Annotated in this window: 15 protein-coding genes; 5 read left to right on the plus strand and 10 right to left on the minus strand. The window is 71.6% G+C overall.

Features of this window, described 5'->3' with window-relative positions:
• Window positions 1–36 precede the first annotated feature (36 nt).
• Window positions 37–1,779, plus strand: a complete 1,743-nt coding sequence (gene nadE, locus ACYVGT_RS09475) for an NAD(+) synthase (protein ID WP_460856098.1) — start codon at window positions 37–39, stop codon at window positions 1,777–1,779.
• 45 nt (window positions 1,780–1,824) lie between these two features.
• On the opposite strand, the gene ACYVGT_RS09480 is transcribed toward nadE, so the two are convergent.
• From ACYVGT_RS09480 to ACYVGT_RS09515, 8 genes are all read right to left on the minus strand, one after another.
• Window positions 1,825–2,337, minus strand: coding sequence for a hypothetical protein (locus ACYVGT_RS09480; RefSeq protein ID WP_460856099.1), 513 nt, complete (start codon window positions 2,335–2,337; stop codon window positions 1,825–1,827).
• A complete protein-coding gene (locus ACYVGT_RS09485; RefSeq protein WP_460856100.1) occupies window positions 2,334–3,224 on the minus strand; it encodes a hypothetical protein in 891 nt (296 codons plus the stop codon). Before ACYVGT_RS09485 ends, ACYVGT_RS09480 begins: the two co-directional genes overlap by 4 nt.
• A 78-nt stretch (window positions 3,225–3,302) precedes the next feature.
• Window positions 3,303–3,728 (minus strand): hypothetical protein, encoded by a 426-nt coding sequence (locus ACYVGT_RS09490; RefSeq protein ID WP_460856101.1) that lies wholly within the window; start codon window positions 3,726–3,728, stop codon window positions 3,303–3,305.
• Window positions 3,729–4,263: 535 nt separating this feature from the next.
• Complete coding sequence (locus ACYVGT_RS09495; RefSeq protein WP_460856102.1) at window positions 4,264–5,847, minus strand: protein kinase domain-containing protein; 1,584 nt, start codon at window positions 5,845–5,847, stop codon at window positions 4,264–4,266.
• A gap of 152 nt (window positions 5,848–5,999) precedes the next feature.
• Window positions 6,000–8,204 (minus strand): DUF3488 and transglutaminase-like domain-containing protein, encoded by a 2,205-nt coding sequence (locus ACYVGT_RS09500; RefSeq protein ID WP_460856103.1) that lies wholly within the window; start codon window positions 8,202–8,204, stop codon window positions 6,000–6,002.
• The gene (locus ACYVGT_RS09505) at window positions 8,192–9,364 is read right to left on the minus strand and encodes a DUF58 domain-containing protein (RefSeq protein ID WP_460856104.1); all 1,173 of its coding nucleotides are present in this window, start codon (window positions 9,362–9,364) and stop codon (window positions 8,192–8,194) included. The genes ACYVGT_RS09500 and ACYVGT_RS09505 overlap by 13 nt, the downstream gene beginning before the upstream one ends.
• Before the next feature lie 834 nt (window positions 9,365–10,198).
• Complete coding sequence (locus ACYVGT_RS09510) at window positions 10,199–11,197, minus strand: AAA family ATPase (RefSeq protein WP_460856230.1); 999 nt, start codon at window positions 11,195–11,197, stop codon at window positions 10,199–10,201.
• 84 nt (window positions 11,198–11,281) lie between these two features.
• Window positions 11,282–13,171, minus strand: coding sequence for an NHL repeat-containing protein (locus ACYVGT_RS09515; RefSeq protein ID WP_460856105.1), 1,890 nt, complete (start codon window positions 13,169–13,171; stop codon window positions 11,282–11,284).
• Between the two features lie 658 nt (window positions 13,172–13,829).
• Here ACYVGT_RS09515 and ACYVGT_RS09520 point away from each other — a divergent pair.
• The gene (locus ACYVGT_RS09520) at window positions 13,830–14,753 is read left to right on the plus strand and encodes an AraC family transcriptional regulator (RefSeq protein WP_460856106.1); all 924 of its coding nucleotides are present in this window, start codon (window positions 13,830–13,832) and stop codon (window positions 14,751–14,753) included.
• Between the two features lie 55 nt (window positions 14,754–14,808).
• On the opposite strand, the gene ACYVGT_RS09525 is transcribed toward ACYVGT_RS09520, so the two are convergent.
• Window positions 14,809–15,495, minus strand: coding sequence for a maleylpyruvate isomerase family mycothiol-dependent enzyme (locus ACYVGT_RS09525; protein ID WP_460856107.1), 687 nt, complete (start codon window positions 15,493–15,495; stop codon window positions 14,809–14,811).
• Window positions 15,496–15,722: 227 nt separating this feature from the next.
• On the opposite strand from ACYVGT_RS09525, the gene ACYVGT_RS09530 reads away from it, so the two are divergent.
• The 3 genes from ACYVGT_RS09530 (at window position 15,723) to ACYVGT_RS09540 (ending at window position 16,401) form a co-directional block, all read left to right on the plus strand.
• Window positions 15,723–15,911, plus strand: coding sequence for a hypothetical protein (locus ACYVGT_RS09530; RefSeq protein WP_460856108.1), 189 nt, complete (start codon window positions 15,723–15,725; stop codon window positions 15,909–15,911).
• A gap of 57 nt (window positions 15,912–15,968) precedes the next feature.
• Window positions 15,969–16,109, plus strand: coding sequence for a hypothetical protein (locus ACYVGT_RS09535; protein WP_460856109.1), 141 nt, complete (start codon window positions 15,969–15,971; stop codon window positions 16,107–16,109).
• 64 nt (window positions 16,110–16,173) lie between these two features.
• Window positions 16,174–16,401, plus strand: coding sequence for a hypothetical protein (locus ACYVGT_RS09540; RefSeq protein WP_460856110.1), 228 nt, complete (start codon window positions 16,174–16,176; stop codon window positions 16,399–16,401).
• A gap of 281 nt (window positions 16,402–16,682) precedes the next feature.
• Here ACYVGT_RS09540 and ACYVGT_RS09545 read toward each other — a convergent pair whose 3' ends face one another.
• The gene (locus ACYVGT_RS09545) at window positions 16,683–17,582 is read right to left on the minus strand and encodes an NAD(P)-dependent oxidoreductase (protein ID WP_460856113.1); all 900 of its coding nucleotides are present in this window, start codon (window positions 17,580–17,582) and stop codon (window positions 16,683–16,685) included.
• Between the last annotated feature and the right edge of the window lie 40 nt (window positions 17,583–17,622).

Below are 17,622 nucleotides of genomic sequence, written 5' to 3' on the forward strand. Positions count from 1 at the left end.
GACGAGTATCGATGTTTTGTCCGTTACCATTCCCCCGTGCTGAGAATCCGTATAGCTCTGGCCCAGATGAACCCCACGGTGGGCGATCTGGAAGGTAACTGCGACAGCGTCGTCGCCTTCGCTCGGTCGGCGAACGAAGCTGGAGCCCATATGGCCGTGTTCCCCGAAATGGTGGTGACCGGCTACTCCGTCGAGGACCTCGCCCTGCGGAACGACTTCGTCTCCGCTTCGATCACTGCCACCCACCGCCTCGCCGCGCGGCTGGCAGCGGAGGGGCTCGGCGACATGCCCTGTGTGGTGGGCTTCCTGAGCCGCCGCGACGATGAGCGCCCGCGCTCGGGTGCGCCCGCCGGCGCACCCCAGAACTCACTGGCCGTGCTGCACCGCGGCGCGGTCCGGCTGATCGCCGCCAAGCACCACCTGCCGAACTACGGCGTGTTCGACGAGTTCCGCTACTTCGTCCCCGGTGATGCCCTGCCGGTGCTGCGGCTGCACGGTGCCGACATCGCCTTCGCCATCTGCGAGGACCTGTGGCAGGACGGCGGACCGGTGTCGGCCGTGCGCGAGTCGCGCGCCGGCATGCTCATCACCCTGAACGGTTCGCCGTACGAGCGGCACAAGGACGACGTGCGCCTTGAGCTGTGCGGCCGCCGCGCCCGCGAGACCGGTGTGGCAGTCGGCTACGTCAACATGACCGGAGCTCAGGACGAGCTGGTCTTCGAGGGGGACTCCCTCATCGTCGACACCAACGGCGAGCTGCTCGCGCGTGCTCCGCAGTTCGAGGAGACCCTGCTCGTCACCGACGTGGAGCTGCCCGAAGGGCCGCCGGTGGCCGAGCTTCCGGACACCGCCGCGGGGCGCCCGGTCGTGCGCCACATCATCCCCACGGCGCCGCCCGCCCCGCGCCCGCCGAGCCCACCGGTGCTGACACCGCGCCCGGACCCGGTAGACGACACCGGCGAGGTATACAAGGCGCTGGTCACCGGTGTGCGCGACCACGTGCAGAAGAACGGGTTCTCGTCGGTCCTGGTGGATGTCTCCGGCAGCGTGGACTCGGTGCTGACGGCCGCCATCGCCGCGGACGCCGTGGGCGCGGAGAACGTGCACGCCCTGCTCACCCCGGGTGAGACCACGACGCTGGAGGAGACCGCGGACGCCGAGGAGGCGGTGAAGCACGGCGGTCTGGTCCGCCGCCTGCAGCCGGTGGCCGCGCTGGCGGATGCCTTCCGGACCGAGATCGGCGCCGCACCGGGCGCCATGCCGGCGCTGGAGGACCGGGTCCGGGGCGGAATCGCCGCTGCGCTGGCCGCTGAAGAGGGCCATCTGATGCTGGCGACGGCGGACAAGAGCATGCTCGCCATGGGACTGTGCGGCCACTACGGCGATCCGAACGGCGCCTTCGCTCCGCTGAAGGACTGCTGGGCATCGCTGGTGGGCGAACTGGCGCGCTGGCGGAACGCCACCGCGGCCCAGGACGGCTCCCCCGCACCGGTCCCGACGCCGTGCATCGACCGCCCGACGCGCCCGAACCCGTCGGCGGACGGTCCCCCGCTGCCGGACCAGCGCCTGCTCGACGCACTGCTCGAGTCCTACATCGGCACGGACAAGGGCGTCCGCGCCCTGATCGCCGACGGCTTCTCCGCCGACCTGGTGCACCGCGTCGTGCACATGGTCGACCGGGCCGAACACATCCGCCGCGCCTACCCGCCCGGCCCCAAGATCACCCGCCGCAACCTCGGCCGCGACCGCAGACTCCCCATCACCAGCCGCTGGGCCTGAGTAGACCTCCGGGTCGGCCGCCCCTCCCCTGGCGGCCGACCCGGTTCAGAACAGCCAGATCCCTAGGAGCACTGCCCCTGCCCCCCCGCATACGAGGGCGACACACCTTCGCGCAATGAGCGCCCGGGCCTCCGAGTACCGCTGGTCTATCAACTCAGCAAACTCGTGCTCGATCTGCTCTCGCCGTGCTTCTACACGCGCATTAATCTCCGTTGCCGCCCGGTCGATTGCGTCGATTCGTTCGAATGCACGTGCCATTTTCTGAGCGCGCTGCTCACTTGCAGATTCCGTGCGAACCGATTCTACGATCTCAGCGACAACATCTTCTTTAGTCCGCAGCAGCCCAATCTGCTTGGGCAGCGTTTCACCAACCACTCGGGCTATCTCTGCTTCGCGGCGCTTCTTCAGATCCCAACCCGATTTTGCAGACAAGTCATGAAATACCCCCGACCAGTTCACAAGGGTTATTAGGGCTGTCGCCGCCATGGCAGCAAGCGCCATAAAATCAGCTACCGAAATCACCGAACCCCAGGCATCTATACCCAAAATGCCGTTCATTTAACATTACCTTTCGATTGGGAATTCGAACCTCCAATTCGCCACCGCCTTCCTCCCCCCTCATCGGACTTCACTTTTCTCCCGTACTTAATATATGCACTCAAACGAAGCTTTCCGTCGCGCGTATACGAACCTAGTGGGTACCTTGAGTCCTCCAACCCCTGACTTTTTCCTGGAAGCGACCTCGGATCCTCCATTCGTTTAACCGTCTCCCTGGAAAGGGGGCCTCCTCCAGCATCGGCCATTTCCGCCACAACTTGATCGTTTGCGTCCCACCCGTTTCTCTTGGAGATCTCCTCAGATTTATCCGCGTACTTGCTCATTTCCTTCTCTAGAAGTTCGTGGTATGAGGGTTCCGAGTTCTTCATCAAATCGTCGAGCGTTAAGCTCGGATCATAACGATGGAGCACTGCCTCCAATTCACGCCTCCCCGAAACAACGCTGCGAAGGTACCTCTCTGCATCCTCGGCGTCGCGCTGATCCAACCTTCCAGATCGATTATGTACCTTAATCTGATCCGGACTAGAATCTCTCACTTCATGCCATGCGAAATCGATGACCCCTTCTCTTTGGAGATTAAAGCATAAGGCCTGGGCATAATCATCTACGCCGGCAGACTCCACCACGTCAGCAATAAACTGATTGATGTGCGACTGGCCCTCATATGAAGCCATTACAACAATCTCAGGATACCCAGTTTTCTGATTCCATTTTTCACTATTTTCAACGTACTTATCTTCGTCGGTGCGAACGACAGCTTCTTCCCGCTGGTCTTTAATTTTCCGCCGTTTCGTCTGGATCTCAGTAATATAAGGGCGCGCGCTGGAATACACCGAGAAACAGGAAACAAGGAAGGCCAACGACAGAATAGCCCATGTTGTAGCCATCAACCATCTTTTCCGACAAGAGAAAAGGCCAATGAATTGAGCCCTTTGGCGAAAATGGACTGCCCATGCGTCCATTTTCTACCGATTTTCACTATCACCCAATTCGCCTTGAATCAGCAGGGATTCAATAAGATCAAGATCCTTGACCAACCTGTCATTGATTTCTTTATATTCAATCCTTGAGTAATTTTCCCAGTGCCCCAATTCTTGCAATCGGCCACTAGAGGATTCAACTCCCCGAGTCTCTTCTAGGTATTTCGCCGAATCAATCTCTTCCTCAAGGACAAGATTCAGTCGTCGCCTGCTCTCGTCCACACCAAGATTGCTATGCTCTATACGATATAGCGAATCCGACACTTTCCATGAATTTTTGATAATTCTGGCTGAATATCCAACACTCCCTTTCGAATACCTTCCCGTGGTTCGTCTTCCAATCCAAAACGCTTGGATTAAAATGGCAGAGAACGCAAGAACCAATCCTGAGTACAACACCAGTTCATCCATCTCTTTTCCGTTCACTGGCGCCCCGGCCGCGAATTGCTGCGTCGACGGTACTCAATCCCCGCGGACCGAAATGCCCTTTGGCGATTTTCTCTGGAAAGCCACTCCATTCGAGTCATCCCTGCCGCCATCCTGGCCGATTGCATCGCAATCCTGCGCAAATTAAATGAGCCCACAAAAAGGCGACTGCCGCGACTCGCCCAAACTGACCGGACTCCTTGCGAAACCATGCTCGCCACGTATGGCCTCTTTGTGAAATGGTCCCTTGAGTCCTCAGCCTTGTACTTATTCGGAATTGAATTATTCTTTGCCTTTCTTGCCGATATATCGCTTTCCGCCACACGGGAATGCTCATCGGCCATCCTCTTCGATATTTCTGCCGCCAACAGTCGAAGCGGAAGGACTACAAAATAGCTACAAATGGCCACGATTGCCACTTGCACAAATACCGGCTGTTTCGCCAATTCCTCAATCATGGCGACCCTCTATCCATTACCCGAAGGAATGCGAGTAGGCCTCGTTGCCATTCCGATCCTTTTTATTGGATCCGCTCGGTGCACACCTCCTCGGAATGGGTCAGGGAATCCGCCGTGTGGACGGCGACCACGCGGAAGCAGTAGTCCATGTCGGGGTTGAGGCCGGTGACCTCGGTGGTGGAGGTTCCGGGGGCGGCGTGGGCCATGGTCTGCGGGGCGCTGCCGTCGGGGGCGCCGACGATGTAGTGCGGGGCGTCGGTGGCGGCGGTCCAGGTGAGGGTGGCGCTGATGGTGCCGTCGCGGATCTCCACGTCGGACGGGGCGTCGGGCGCCACTGTCGGTTCGGCTGAGCGCTCTTCCTCAGCGGCGACGGCGCGGGCCACTTCCTCCTCGGCTGCCTGCTCGTCTGCAGCGCGCTTCTCCTGCTCTGTTTCGGCAGCGCCGGCCTGCGGTTCACCGCCCCCGCCGAACATCCACGCGGCCACCACGGCGCCGCCGCCCGCAACCGCGACGAGCGCGGCCGCCGCCGCGATCAGCGGCAGCACCCGGCGGGGTTCTCGCGGGGCTGCCGCAGCCTCCGACCAGTGCACGAGGCGCTCGTTCGGCGGCCGTTCGGACTCGCCAAGATGCTCTTCCGGCCCGGGGGCGGCCCCACCCGGTTCCCCGTCGGCTGCTGGAGCGGGGGCCGGGGCGGGCACGGCGACCCGTCCCCTACCGGCGCCGGCACCGGCGGGCTCGGCCGCCGCCGGCGCCGGCGCATCGGTCCAGTGCGCCGTCGGCAAGGGCCTCAGCTGCGGAGGCTCCTGCTGGCGGAGGATGCGTCCGAAGCATGCGGCGCTCTGCGGGCGGCCGGCGGGGTCGGCGTCCAACGCGTGCGCCAGCGCGTCGGTGAGCCAGCCGGGCACGTCGTCGCGGGGCACCCGCGGCGCCGGATAGCGGAGGGTGCGTTCGGCGACGGTGTCCGCGGTGGGTCCGAGTCCCGGACCGGGGCCGCCCGCACCCGGGTGGCCGGTGTCGGAGAAGGGCGGGTGGCCGACCAGCAGGTGCCAGAGGGTGGCGGCCAGCCGGTAGACGTCCGACGCCGGCGACGGGGTTTCGCCCGCAAGCTCCTCCGGCGGCACGTGCTCGACGGTGAACGGACCGTAGTAGGCCGGCGGAAACGGGTGGGACGCAGGCAGCGCCGATCCGAAGTCGATCAGGGCGGCACCGAACCGGGTCCAGAGCACGTTGTCCGGCGTGACGGCGTGGTGCAGCAGGCTGTGCCGGTGGACCGCTTCGAGGGCTTCGGCGATGCGGACCCCGACACCGGCCGCCTCCGCGGGCGGGAGGGGGCCGGTCGCCGCGAGAACGTCGGCGTAGCTGCCGCGCGGGCTCTCCTCCATGACGGCATACGGACGGCCGTCCGCGGTCACCCCGTTCTCCAGCAGGGAGAGGATCCCCTGCTGGGAGGAGAGCATCCGCCAGCGCTCGACCTCGTCGCGCCCCCGGATCGGCTCCGCCAGGATCTTGACCACGACGGGCACGTCGTTCGCCGCGCCCTTCGCCCGGTACAGGTCGGCCTCGCGGCCGTGGTGCAGGATCGTCGGAGTATGCAGCCCGAGTTCCTGCCACGGGTCCGTGCGCGAGCTTCGTCTGCGCAGGGGCATGGCACGCTCCTTCCGGTCGGTGGGTCGAGGGTGTGCTGGTGGCCGCGGGGCGGGTGTACGGTCCGCGCGCAGCTCGGCGCCGTGCGGAGCAGGTGCGGGAACGGACGGGACTCCTGCACGCCCTGCGCGGCGCTGTGTCGCTGCGCCGCCGGCTACGGCGGTCTGCGGAGCAGGTGCAGCAGCGGCCGCGGGTCGGCCCACCACACGATGCGGCGGCCCAGCGGGAGGCTCTTGCGCAGCGCGCTCGTGTACTCCCGCACCTCGTCCGCCGCACGCTGGGCCTCGCCGGCCCCGCCGGCAGCGGACCGCTCCTCCTCGGGGGCGAAGGCCAGGGCGGTGACAGCGGTGCCGACGGTCCAGGCCCGCGGCGCCTCGGGAGACGGCGGCAGCCGGCGGTCGGCCGCACTCACCACCTCCGCCACCGTTGCTCCCGCCGCCGGCGCGGCGCCGCTGAGCCAGAGGGCATCGCGCAGTTCGCGCCAGGCTCCGGCGATCTGCTGCGGCGCCGCGCGCGCACGCAGCCGCCGGTGGCGGTGCAGGGCGCGGGCCGCCGCGAGAAGCGCGGCGGCGAGTCCGATCGAGGCGGGGACTGCCGCGGCGGTGATGCCGGCGGCCCGCCAGGCGAAGGCGACGTCGAGGTAAGCGCCGGTGGTGCGGAAGAAGGAGTCGTCCGGTTCCTCCCTGTCGCCGGAGTCGCTGCCGTCTGCGCTGTCCCCGCCGGGTCGCTCGCTGGCGGATCCGGCGCCGTTGGTCTTCGGGTCGCCCGGGGTCACGTCGAACGGCGCCCAGCCGACTCCGTCCAGGTACACCTCGCCCCAGGCCACGGCGTCGCCGCTGCGGATGAGCTGCGCCCCGCCGTGCTCCACCCCCGGGCCGAACCCGGCGACCACCCTGCTGGGCAGGCCGGCCGCCCGCGCGAGCAGCGCGAAGGCGCTGGCGAACTGCTCGGAGGTGCCCGCGCCGCCCTCCTCGCCGGGCGCGGCGAGGAGGCGGTCCAGGTTGGCGTAGCCGTGGCCGCTCGGCGCTTCGGGGTCGTAGCCGTAGTTGGCCCGCAGGTAGCCGGCCAGCCGGTTGGCGCGCTGGTAGGGAGAGGCTCCGTCGACGCGCCCGGCGATCTCGTCCAGCTGCTCAGGAGCGCCCTCGGGCAGGCGCAGGTAGCGCTCGAACCGCTCCCGGTCGGCCTCCCCCGCGGCGGCGAGCGTCTCCTTGTCGTAGGAGGGAACGGTGCCGGAGGCGGTGTAGCCCAGCCCTTCCAGTCCGCCTCCGCCCGTGCCGTCTCCGGTGGTGCGCACGGTGAAGGAGGCGGGGTCGTAGGCCAGCTGCGGCCCCTCCACCCGGTGCGGCACGCCGGCGACCGGCAGCCAGTTTCCGGGCAGGCCGTGCACCTCGACGGCGATCGTGCGCTCCTCGCCCTGCGGGACGCGGGCCTCCGGCTCGGGCAGCACCTCCGAACTGGCGCGGTAGGCGCGGTCGGGCTGCCAGGTGATGCCGTCGAACTCGGAGAGCGTCACCCAGCGCAGCTCGGTCGGCTCGTCGGCGGCGACGCTGAGCAGCGGCTGGTCCGGCTCGGCCGCCCACTGCGGCAGGTGGCTCAGCGGGCTGACCGCGTCGTCGTCCTCCTCTTCGGGAGCGGTCGCATCGCGCAGATCGGCGGGGGCCACGCCCGTGCTGTAGAGGGCGAGCGGGCCGACGTAGGTCGTCGCCGCCGCGCTCACCGCCACCACGGCGGCGACGGACACCGTTCGGCGGACGCGGTGCGCCCGGCGCCCTGCGTGCGGACCGCCGCGGCCGTCCGCAGCCGGGTCGGCGGCGGCGATGGCGAGGACGGCGATGCAAGCGAGCGCATAGAGCGCAGCCGCCCCGTACGCGTGCTGGGCGTCGGGCCCTTTGAGGACGGTCGCGCCGACGAGCACCGGCAGCGGGCAGAACACGGCGAGCAGCGGGCGCCCGCCGCGCAGTGCGATTGCGGCCGCCGACGCGCACAGCCATCCGGCCAGCGCGGGCAGGGCGAGCAGGTCCGCCGTGACGGCGGAGGGGACCGCGGTGGTGATGATGCGCGCGCCGGAGTTGGCAACCGCGTCGAGAGTGGCCGCCGCGACCGGGGTGACCGGCCCGGGAAGGGCGGACGCCAGCGCTGCCACCCCGGCCACTGGCAGCGGCAGAAGCAGCAGGAGCGCGATCGGCGCAGCGAAGCCGCGCGCCGCGAGCAGGGTCAGCGGGACGGCCGCCACCGGCCAGAGCACAAGGAGCGCTGCGGCCTGCACCGGGTCGGTGTAGATCGGCGCCAGGGCGAGGGCCGGGGCTGCCGCGGCCGCGGTGAGTGCCGCGTGCGCGGCGGCGGTTCTCAGGCGGCCCATCCCTGCCCCCATCGTGCGGCGAGGTCCTCGGCGCCGGCCGCGTTGACGACGGTCGCGCCCGGCAGGCCGGCCAGCGGCGCGCCGAAGGGCCGCAGCGCGACCACGACCAGGCGCGCATAGCGGCCGCGCAGGCCGCAGAACCGGTGCGCCTCAGCGGTCGTGAGCGACGCGCTGACCAGCACGACCGTGTCGGCGGAGGGCCGGTCCCAGAGCCGCTGGAACTCCGTGGCGGGGTCGGCGCGCGGGTGCGGCTCGGCCTCGGCGAGCAGATCGAGCAGCGGCCCCAGGTGCCCGCTGCTCTCCCGCGATCCGCCGCTGACCAGCCGGAGTTCGCACGCCCAGCGCTCGTGCACGGCGGCCGCGCAGATCGCCGCGGCGGCTCCGGCCACCTCGTCGAGCGCGTCCCGGTCGTCGACGGCTGCGCCGGCGCGGTCATCGGCCACGACGGTCAGCCGGGTGTGGGTGGTGTCCACGTGGTCGCGGACCATGAGCCGTCCGTGGCGCGCCGTACTGCGCCAATGGATGTGGCGCACGTCGTCGCCGGGCACGTACTCCCGCAGCGCGTGGAACGCAACGCTGCCGAGGCGTCCGCCATCCTGGCCGCCCTGCGGGTCCTCGACCGCGCCGGCCGGCATCGCCTGCGGCATCGACCAGCGCGGATGGATCCACACGCGGTCGGTTCCGCCCCCGCCGCGGGCGGCTTCCACCAGTCCGAGCGGATCGCGCCGCAGCAGCACGGCCGGCCCGAGTTCGAGCACGCCGCGGCGCTGGGCGGGGATGCGGTAGACACCGGTCGCGGTCTCGGCGGTCCCGTCGACCGCAACGGCGTGCAGCGCGGTGCCGGAAGGCCCGCGTACCGGGTCGGCGACCGTGTGCGCCCGCCGCCCTCCGCCCGCGCCCGTGTGCGCGACGGTGAGCCGCACCTCGACCTCGCCGCCGGGCGAGACGCGGTCCAGCGGAACCGTCCGGTGCACCTCCATCGGGCGCAGCCGGCCGACGAGCAGCGCAGCCAGCAGCAGGACCGCCAGCGCGGTTCCGCCCAGCACGATGAACTCGCGGTGCCCGAGCACGAATCCGGCCCCCGCCAGCAGCAGCGCCGCCGCAAGCACCGCCCACCCGCGGCGGGTGGGGTGCGCCGCGCCGTGTCCCTCCGCCGTCACGGGGCACCCCCGGCGTGCCCGGCCGGGGCCGTGCTCGGCTGAGCGGGCGGCGCGGCCGCCGGAATCCGGCCCTCGGACGGTGCCGGAAGGCCGCCGGCCACGGGCTCAGCGCCCGGCTGCCGCGCGGCGCGGCTGTCTCCGGTTCGGCCGACCGCAGCCGGGCCGCGCCGGACCGGACTGCGCCCCCTGCCTGCCACCGGGCGTGCCGGTACGGGACCGGGCACCGGTCCGGCCGTGGAATGCGCAGGGTTCAGCCGCGCAGCGCGGACACCTCCGCGCACCTTCGCCGCTTCCCCACCACGGCGGCCCAGTCCGCTCGCGGAAGCGCCGCCGCGCGCCGCGGCGGCACGGTGGCGGTGTTCCACCCGGCACACCGGCGCCGCAGGGGAAGCCCCACCTGCCGCAGACTTCACCGATCCCGCGGCGGTGCCGCCCACGCAAGCGGCCAGTACCGGAACCGGCCTCCCGGCGCCGCTCCCGCAAGCACCGGTGCGCTGCTCTGCGCAGCGGCTTCGGGAGCCGCCGGAGGGTCCGGAATCCGCGGATGCCTCCGCGGCGGACGAGGGCCCCAGCCCTCCCCGGCAGCGCTCTCCCCGGCGCATGGCGCCAAGGGCGGGCGCACCGCCGGCCGTGGAACGTCGTGCCCTGCGCTCCGCCGAGTCCCGGGTCAGCCGGCCTGCGGAACCGCACCTCCCGCGCCGGCCGCATTCCCCCCGGCGCACCGGCGCGCGCCCCGCACGGGCTGATCGCTCCGTCCGGGTGCGGGGTGCGGAGACGGGGACCTGCGCCGGCCGGGGAGCCGCCGGTGTTCCGATGTCGCCTGCCGCACCCACGTCACACCCCTGCCGTGGCTGCGGGGTCGGGGGCCGGAACCTCGGCGAGGACATCGTCGAGCAGCGCCTCGGCCGTACGGCCGCCGACCGCCGCCCCGGGGGCCAGGATCAGGCGGTGTGCCCAGACCGGTCCGACGAGGCTCTTCACGTCCTCCGGCGTCGCGAAGGCGCGGCCGTCGGCCGCGGCGGCGGCACGCAGCGCCGCGATGAAGGCCCGGGTGGCGCGCGGCGACACCCCGACGCGCACCTCGCTGTGCGCGCGGGTCGCCTGGGCGATGCGCAGCACGTAGTCGAAGACGGCGTCGTGCACGTAGACGCGCTCCGCGGCAGCACGGAGCTCGGCCAGCTCCTCGCCGCCGGCGAGCGGCGGCAGCTCTTCCGGCCGCTGCAGCGTTTCGCCGCGCATGACGGCCATTTCGGCGGCGCTGTCCGGGTATCCGAGGGAGATCCGGATCAGGAACCGGTCGAGCTGGGCCTCGGGCAGCCGGTAGGTGCCGTCCATCTCGACCGGGTTCTGGGTGGCCACCACCAGGAAGGGGCGGGGTACCGGCCGGGCTTCGCCGTCGACGGTGACTTGGCGCTCCTCCATGACCTCCAGCAGCGCCGACTGGGTCTTGGGCGAGGCGCGGTTGATCTCGTCGGCGATCACGACGTTGCTGAAGACCGGGCCGGGGTGGAAGCCGAAGGCGCGGGCGTCGGTGTCGTAGACGGGGACACCGGTCACGTCGGAGGGCAGCAGGTCGGGGGTGAACTGGATCCGCCGGCAGGTCCCGCCGGTGACCGCCGCGATTGCGCGGGCCAGCGTGGTCTTGCCGACACCGGGCACGTCCTCCAGGAGCAGGTGGCCCTCGCAGAGCAGCGCCACCAGTGCCAGGCGGACGGCGTCGGGCTTGCCGACGACGGCGCCGCCGATCGCCTCCCCGAGCGCCCCGATGCGCTTCGCGGCCAGTTCGGGCGCCAGCTCCGCCCGCTCAGGGGCCGCCGCTGCGGTGTCCACCATGTTCTGCACTGCTCCCATCCGACGAGCTCTCTCGGCCCCTTCCTCCGCCGAGCACAGGCGCTGCGGACGAAGGGGCCGCGTCTGTCATCCCCCGCTGCGCTCCGGCGCCGGCTCCTCCACCGGCGGCTCCTCCTCGGGCGGAGGCTCCGGGGCGGGGTCGGCAGGCGGCGGCTCGCTCCCGGGCGGCTCCTCCGCGGGCGGCTCTTCCGGCGCCGGCTCCTCCACCGGCGGTTCCTCGGGGGCTGGTTCTTCCGGCGCCGGCTCCTCGACCGGCGGCTCGGTGGGTTCCGGCTCCTCGACGGGGGGCTCTTCGGGGGACGGCTCCTCGACCGGGGGCTCGGTGGGCGGCGGTTCCTCGCCCGGCGGCTCCTCCGGCTCGGGCTCGGGTTCGGGCTCCGGCTCGGGAGCGGGGCCCGGCCAGCCCGGCAGCTCGGGAAGCTCCTCACCGGGCTCCTCAGGCTCCCCGTCACCGGGATGCCCGGGGTTCTCCCCGCCGGGCGGCGCGGGCAGCTCCGGTTCTTCGAGCTCGGGCAGCTGCAGTTCCGGGTCGGGCAGCCCGGGGCCCCCGTGCCCGGGGCCGGGCTGCTCGGGACGTCCCGGGCCGTGGCCCTCCTCGGGCCGCGCGGGCGGCGCCTCCCCGCCGTGGCCGCCGCCGGGGGCGTCCTCCGGTTCGCCCTCCTCTTCCTCCGGGCGCGCCTTCGGCTCGCCGGCGAGGTGCTCGCCCTCCTCGTCGGGGCTGCTCGCGTCGCCGAGGTCGGGCCGCTCGGGCACTTCCGGCTCGGATCCCTCGACGTAGTCGTCTCCGGGGTCGGAGCCGCTCTCCGCGGGGGCGCCGCCGTCGCCTTCGCCGCCGGGATCCGGCTCGGGCTCGTATTTGCTCACTTCGCGCACCGAACCGTCGGTGTCGACGATCAGTGCGAGGTCGGACGAGGGCGCGTTGATGAACAGGTGCTCGTCGCGCAGTTCAAGGTGGACTTCGCCGGTGTCGCCGCCCGGCACCTCGATCCGGCTGCCCTGGCCGCCGTCGGCACCGAATTCGCGCACCGAGCCGTCTGCGGGCTGCGGAACGTAGATGCGGTCCGCGAAGGCGAGGGCGGGGTCGGGCCGGCCGCCGGGCACCGCCACCTCGTCTGCGGCGAGGTCGCCGTCGAGGCCGTCGACGGCGACGACGCGCGCCGCGTCCGGAACGGTGATCGGGGCGAGCCCGCCGTGGGTGCGCTCGGGCATCTCGGCGCCGTCCAGCGGCACCGGGGAGTCGACCGTGTGCGGGCGCCCGTCTCCGGCGCGCGTGATGACGCCGGTGTCCCGGTCGGCGACGAGGACGCCGGTGTCGAGCACGGTGGCCACCAGGTCGGCGCCGGGGTCGCCCACGGCGACGCTGTCGACGGCTTCCGGTGCGCCGTCGCCCGCCGGGTCGACGGCGACCGCGGTGCCCTGCGAGGGGACCGCGAACCACAGGAGGCCCTGGCCGTCGAAGGCGCCGCCGGCGATCGGGCCGGAGACCCGCAGCGGTTCGCCCACCGGCTGCAGCGTCTCCGGGTCGACGCGGCGCACCTCGCCCGCCTCCCGGTCGATGACCACGGCGCCCTTCGGACCGAAAACCAGGTGGTGGTCGGCGCCGGCCTCGGCCGTACCCGACTGCTCCAGGCGGACCAGGTCGATGGAGGTCATGGTGCCGGCGTCGAGGTCGTGCACCACGACGTGCTCGCCGTTCTGCGCGAGGCGCACCGGGTGGTCGGCGGCGGCTTCCACCCCTTGGGCGAGCTCTACCCGTCCGCTGTAGGCGTTGACGCGGGCCACCTCCCCGGTGGCGCTCCACAGCCAGGTGGACCCGTCGGAGAGCTCGTCCCAATGGCTGACGGCGCCGACCCCGAACACTGCGGTGCCGACGAGGCCCGCGGCGATGGTGGAGACGGCGCCGACGGTCGCGACCCGTGCGGGCGAAGACCGCTGGTTGTCGGATGCGTCCTGCACTGCGCCCTCCTACCGGGATGTGGCGGACTCGTGGAGCACCGGGCGGCGCCCCGGCCGGCGGGCGCAGGCGTTGCCCCTGCGCCCGCCGTGCTCCCGATGGACCGCCGTCCCGAACGGGGGTTCCGGGCCAGCGGCTGGGCCTCCGGGATCCGGCCGCGGCCGACAGGATCGGACCATATCCGCACGGAGGCGAAATAGGAGGAAAGAAAACCTCGCCGGTGGACAACCGCAACACGAGGCATTAGGAGACACCACGGAGAGGTGTCGTTCAGCGCCACCCCGGATTGCCTGAAGCGCACACTGAGTGCGGAACATACGTGGCGAGGCCGACAGTCTGCAGCGCCGGATTCGCAGTTCCCGGATGGCGCAGAAACGCTACGATCCAGGCGATCCCCACGGCGGCGTCCGCGCTTCCGCGCCGCGGATCACGCACACTGCAGGGGGAGCGGGCGTCCAGCGGCCGGCGGGCGGGCCGGGGGCCGGACACCTGTTCCGCGGAGACGCGCCGAGGGAATCTGAGTATCCGGACGGGCCCGTCGGAAATGGCGCTGCATTCCGGAACGAAGGCCAGGATCAGCGGAATCGGACCGGCGTTTTCCTTCGGGGACGCCGACTGGGAAATGAATGCCCTGAGCGGGCGGTGTGGGGGTTCACTCCGATGACGGAATGCAGACAGGAACCCGGTGTCGCGATGGCGGCCGCGACGGTCCGGGGCGACCAGATCGACGCGGGCGGGCTGGGGCTGGCCGACGCGCGGCACCTGTGGGGCGAGTGGGGTGTGCAGGGCGACGTGCGGACGGGCCGGGTGCTCTCCGGCCGGGTCCTCAACCGTCCGCCCGACCGGCCGCCGGCCGCAGCCGGCGGCCGGAGCGCAGCAGACCCCTACCTGGTCTTCATCAGCCAGAGCGGGTGGCTGCGGCTGGAGCAGAACGGCCTCTGCATCCGGGTGGCGCCCGGCCAGGCGGGCCTGGCGACGGCGGCGCAGCCGTTCTCCATCGACCAGCCCGCATCATCCCGCTCGCTCGTGCTGTCGCTGCCGCGTGAGCAGGTGGCGGCGCGCATCGGAGCGCAGGCGCGGATGCCGAGCCCGCTCGACCTGTCGTCCGGCCTGGGCGCGGTCATCGCCGCGATGGCGTCCGCCGTGCTCGACCGGTACTGGGAGGTGACCGAAGGGGAGTTCGACGCGGTGGTGCAGCGCATCGCCGAGATCACCTGCCTCTCGCTGGGCGGCGGCCCCGGCTCCCGGTTCCGCGGCCGGCTCGCCGGAATCGAGGAAGCGGCCCGGCAGCACGTGCGGGTGCACGCCGGCGACCCGGACCTGCGCGGCGAGACCATCGCCGCCGATCTCGGCTGGTCGCTGCGGCAAGTGCAGCTGGCGCTGCAGGCCGCCGGCACCACCCCGCGCCGGCTCATCAAGGAGACCCGCCTCCAACTGGCACGGGAGCTGCTCGGCGATCCCGCCCACCGCGCCCTGCCGGTCGCCGAAGTGGCGCGGCGGACCGGCTTCACCTCGCCGAGCGCGTTCAGCGTGGCGTTCCGGGAGAGGTTCGGCCTGGCGCCGCGGGACGTCCGCCGCCGCTGACCGGTGACGGCGGCGCAGCACCGCACCCCCGGAGGCACAGCCCCGTGCCCGCCGCTCAGTACGCTGCGCCGCTCTGGCAGCGCTCCCGCAATAGGCCGACGCCGTCGCCTTCCAGCTCGGTGCAGTAGCAGGAGCGGCCGGCCATGGCCATGAGAAGGGCCAGCGTCCGGCCGGCCACCTCCTGCCCGGTCCCGCCGTTGAAGGGGCCGTCGGTCGCAATGAGCCGGAGGCCCGCGGTGCGCCGGCCGACGACGGGCAGCACGTCGGTGCGGTGGTAGTACCGGGCGGCTTCGGTCGCGGCGACGACCGATCCCTCGCGCCGGATTCCGAGGGGCCTCCGGATGTCCTCACCGTGCACCAGGACCTCGCCGAGCACCGCTGACGCCGACAGCACCGGCTTCACTGTGCTGGAGACCGTCTCGCGGAACAGTTCCAGCGTCTCTCCGGCGTCCGCCCCCAGGCACTCCTGCAGCGCCATCGAGATCTGGCGGTCGCGGTCGAACCCGGACCGCACGAACGCGACGGCCCACTGGGCGGTATTCATCCGCGCGGTGGAGGTCAGGTGCGCGAGGATCTCGCGCACGGTCAGGCTGCGGCAGAGCGAGACCGTCTCCCACCGCTCGGCCGGCAGCGCTTCGAGGTCCTCAACCAGGTCGGCGCGCTCAGTATGGATCATCGGCCACAGTCCGCCCTTGATCTCGACGGGCGTCTCCTCCGGCCGGGCCGGTTCGTCCTCCTCCATCGCGCGCCTCCCCCGTGCCGCGCGGCGCCCGGCTGCGCTGCCGCCCGCTCCGAAGGCGGCCGGCGCTCCGGGCCTTGACCACCCCCTACCCCGCAATGGGTGCCTCCATGACCACCCTGCGGCAGCTCTTCACTGCACCCCTCCGGTGCTTCCCATGACAGCCGTCATGGGAAGCACGTGATCCCGGCGACTGGGGCAGCGGCACCGCTGCGGGACAGGATCGGCCCATGGCAAACAGAGCAGAGGGCAGCGCGAAGGACGCGAACTGGGGCCTGGCCGCCGGGGCCGCCGCCGGAATCGGACTGGCCGCGGTGACGGGAGACCTCCTCGCCTCGGCCGCGACTGCCGCGTGCTTCGCGGCGGCCTTCGCGGCGGTCGGCTGCACGCGCGGCGCCCCGGAGCAGGCACGCGGCTGACGCCCGGCAGCCGCGCAGCAGAAGAGGCCGCAGCGCTACCGTTGTGAGGGTCCCCCGATGAACACCACCAAGACGGGCTCTTCCACGATGGCCCTCGGCATCGCCGTCGCCCTCTTCCTGGGCGGTCTGCCCTCCTGCATCCTCCCGGCGGGCAGCGGTCCCGCCCGCGGCGCTGAGGACCCCACCGCCAGTGCCTGACCCGCCGCCACCGGCAGCGGACCGCGCCGCCGCCCGACCGTCCACCCGCCAAGGAGCCGCTGCCATGCCCGCCGACGAAGCGCCCGAACCGCAGAAGGGCAGCCCCAACTACGCGATCGGTGTCGGCATGGGGCTGCCGATCGGCGTCGCACTGGGGACTGCGCTGGACAACCTGGCGATGGGCATCGCCATCGGCCTGTGCCTGGGTGCGGGGCTGTCCTTCGCGTTCACCGCAAAGGCCGAGAAGGCCGACGGCGGAGACGGCACCGAAGGCACCGAAGGCACCGGCTAAGCAGAGCGAGCAGCCGCTGAAGGGGCGGCTGCGGGCCGCGGCGCGTACTCAGCGCCACCCAGCCGAGGACTCTGCCCGGGTGCTTCGGGCCCGCCCGCGCGCCCAGCAGTCCTCTGCGCAGAAGAACCCCGGCGGCTCGACGCACCCACCCCCCGAAGGATGCGGAGCTCACCGGGGCCACGCCCTCTGGGGGCGTCCCTCCAGGTTATGCAGTCCGGGTAGGACTGTGCAGAACGGCGGACGTGTGCTTCGTCTCGCTCATCCGCGCCCCCTGAGCCGAGTCACGGGCGCAGGACCTCGGCCACGCGGGTGAAGCCGTCTGCTCCGTGGCCGAGCCCGATCGCGCGGCGCGCGAGCCCTTCAACCACGCGCATCACGCTGGCGTCGATTCCGTGCGCCTCCGAGGCGGCGACGATGTGGGCCATGGCCGACGCCGACGAGGTGATCGGGTTGCCCTCCCCGGAGTGGCTGCCGGCGTCGGTTTCCTGCGCCATGTCCGCGAAGACGCCCGGGAGGATCGCGGCGACGCCGTCGGCGAACGGGCCGAGTTCCGCCGCCGAGATGCCCTCGGTCCGGGCGGCCGCAGCGGCGTGGAGGTAGCCGGCGCAGGCGGTCCAGAAGATGTCCAGTACGGCCAGGTCGAACGCTGCTGCGCGGCCGATCTCCTCCCCTGCGTGTGTGCGGGCACCGCCCAGGGCCCCGAGCAGGGGTTCGACGGCGTCGGCCAGGTCGCGCGGGCCCGCGAGGACGAAACTCGCGTCCGGTGTCCCGATGGTGGTGGTCGGGGTGAGGATGGCGCCGTCCAGGTAGCCGATGCCCCGGTCCGCGGCCCACGCTCCGGCATCCCGGGCCCGGTCGGGGGTGTCGTTGCTCAGGTTGACGAGGGTGCGGCCCTTCAGCGCGGCGGCTGCAGCGTCGGTGCGCAGCACCGCGTCGGAGGCGTCGTAGTTGACCACGCACACGACGGTCACCGGACTTGCGGCAGCGGCTTCGGCGGCCGATGAGGCGACCGCGGCGCCGCGGGCCGCGAGACCTTCAGCCTTCCCGGACGTGCGGTTCCAGACGGTGGTGGCCACCCCGGCATCGAGGAAGGCGCCGGCGAGTGCACGCCCCATCGGCCCGAGGCCGAGGACTGTGACGGCGGATCCGGAAGCGCTGGGGTCAGCGGTTGAGGCAGGCATGGCAGGCCCTTCTGGTGGAGCGGGTGCGGGAAACGGAGAC

The sequence above is a fragment of the Nocardiopsis coralliicola genome (assembly GCF_054779695.1).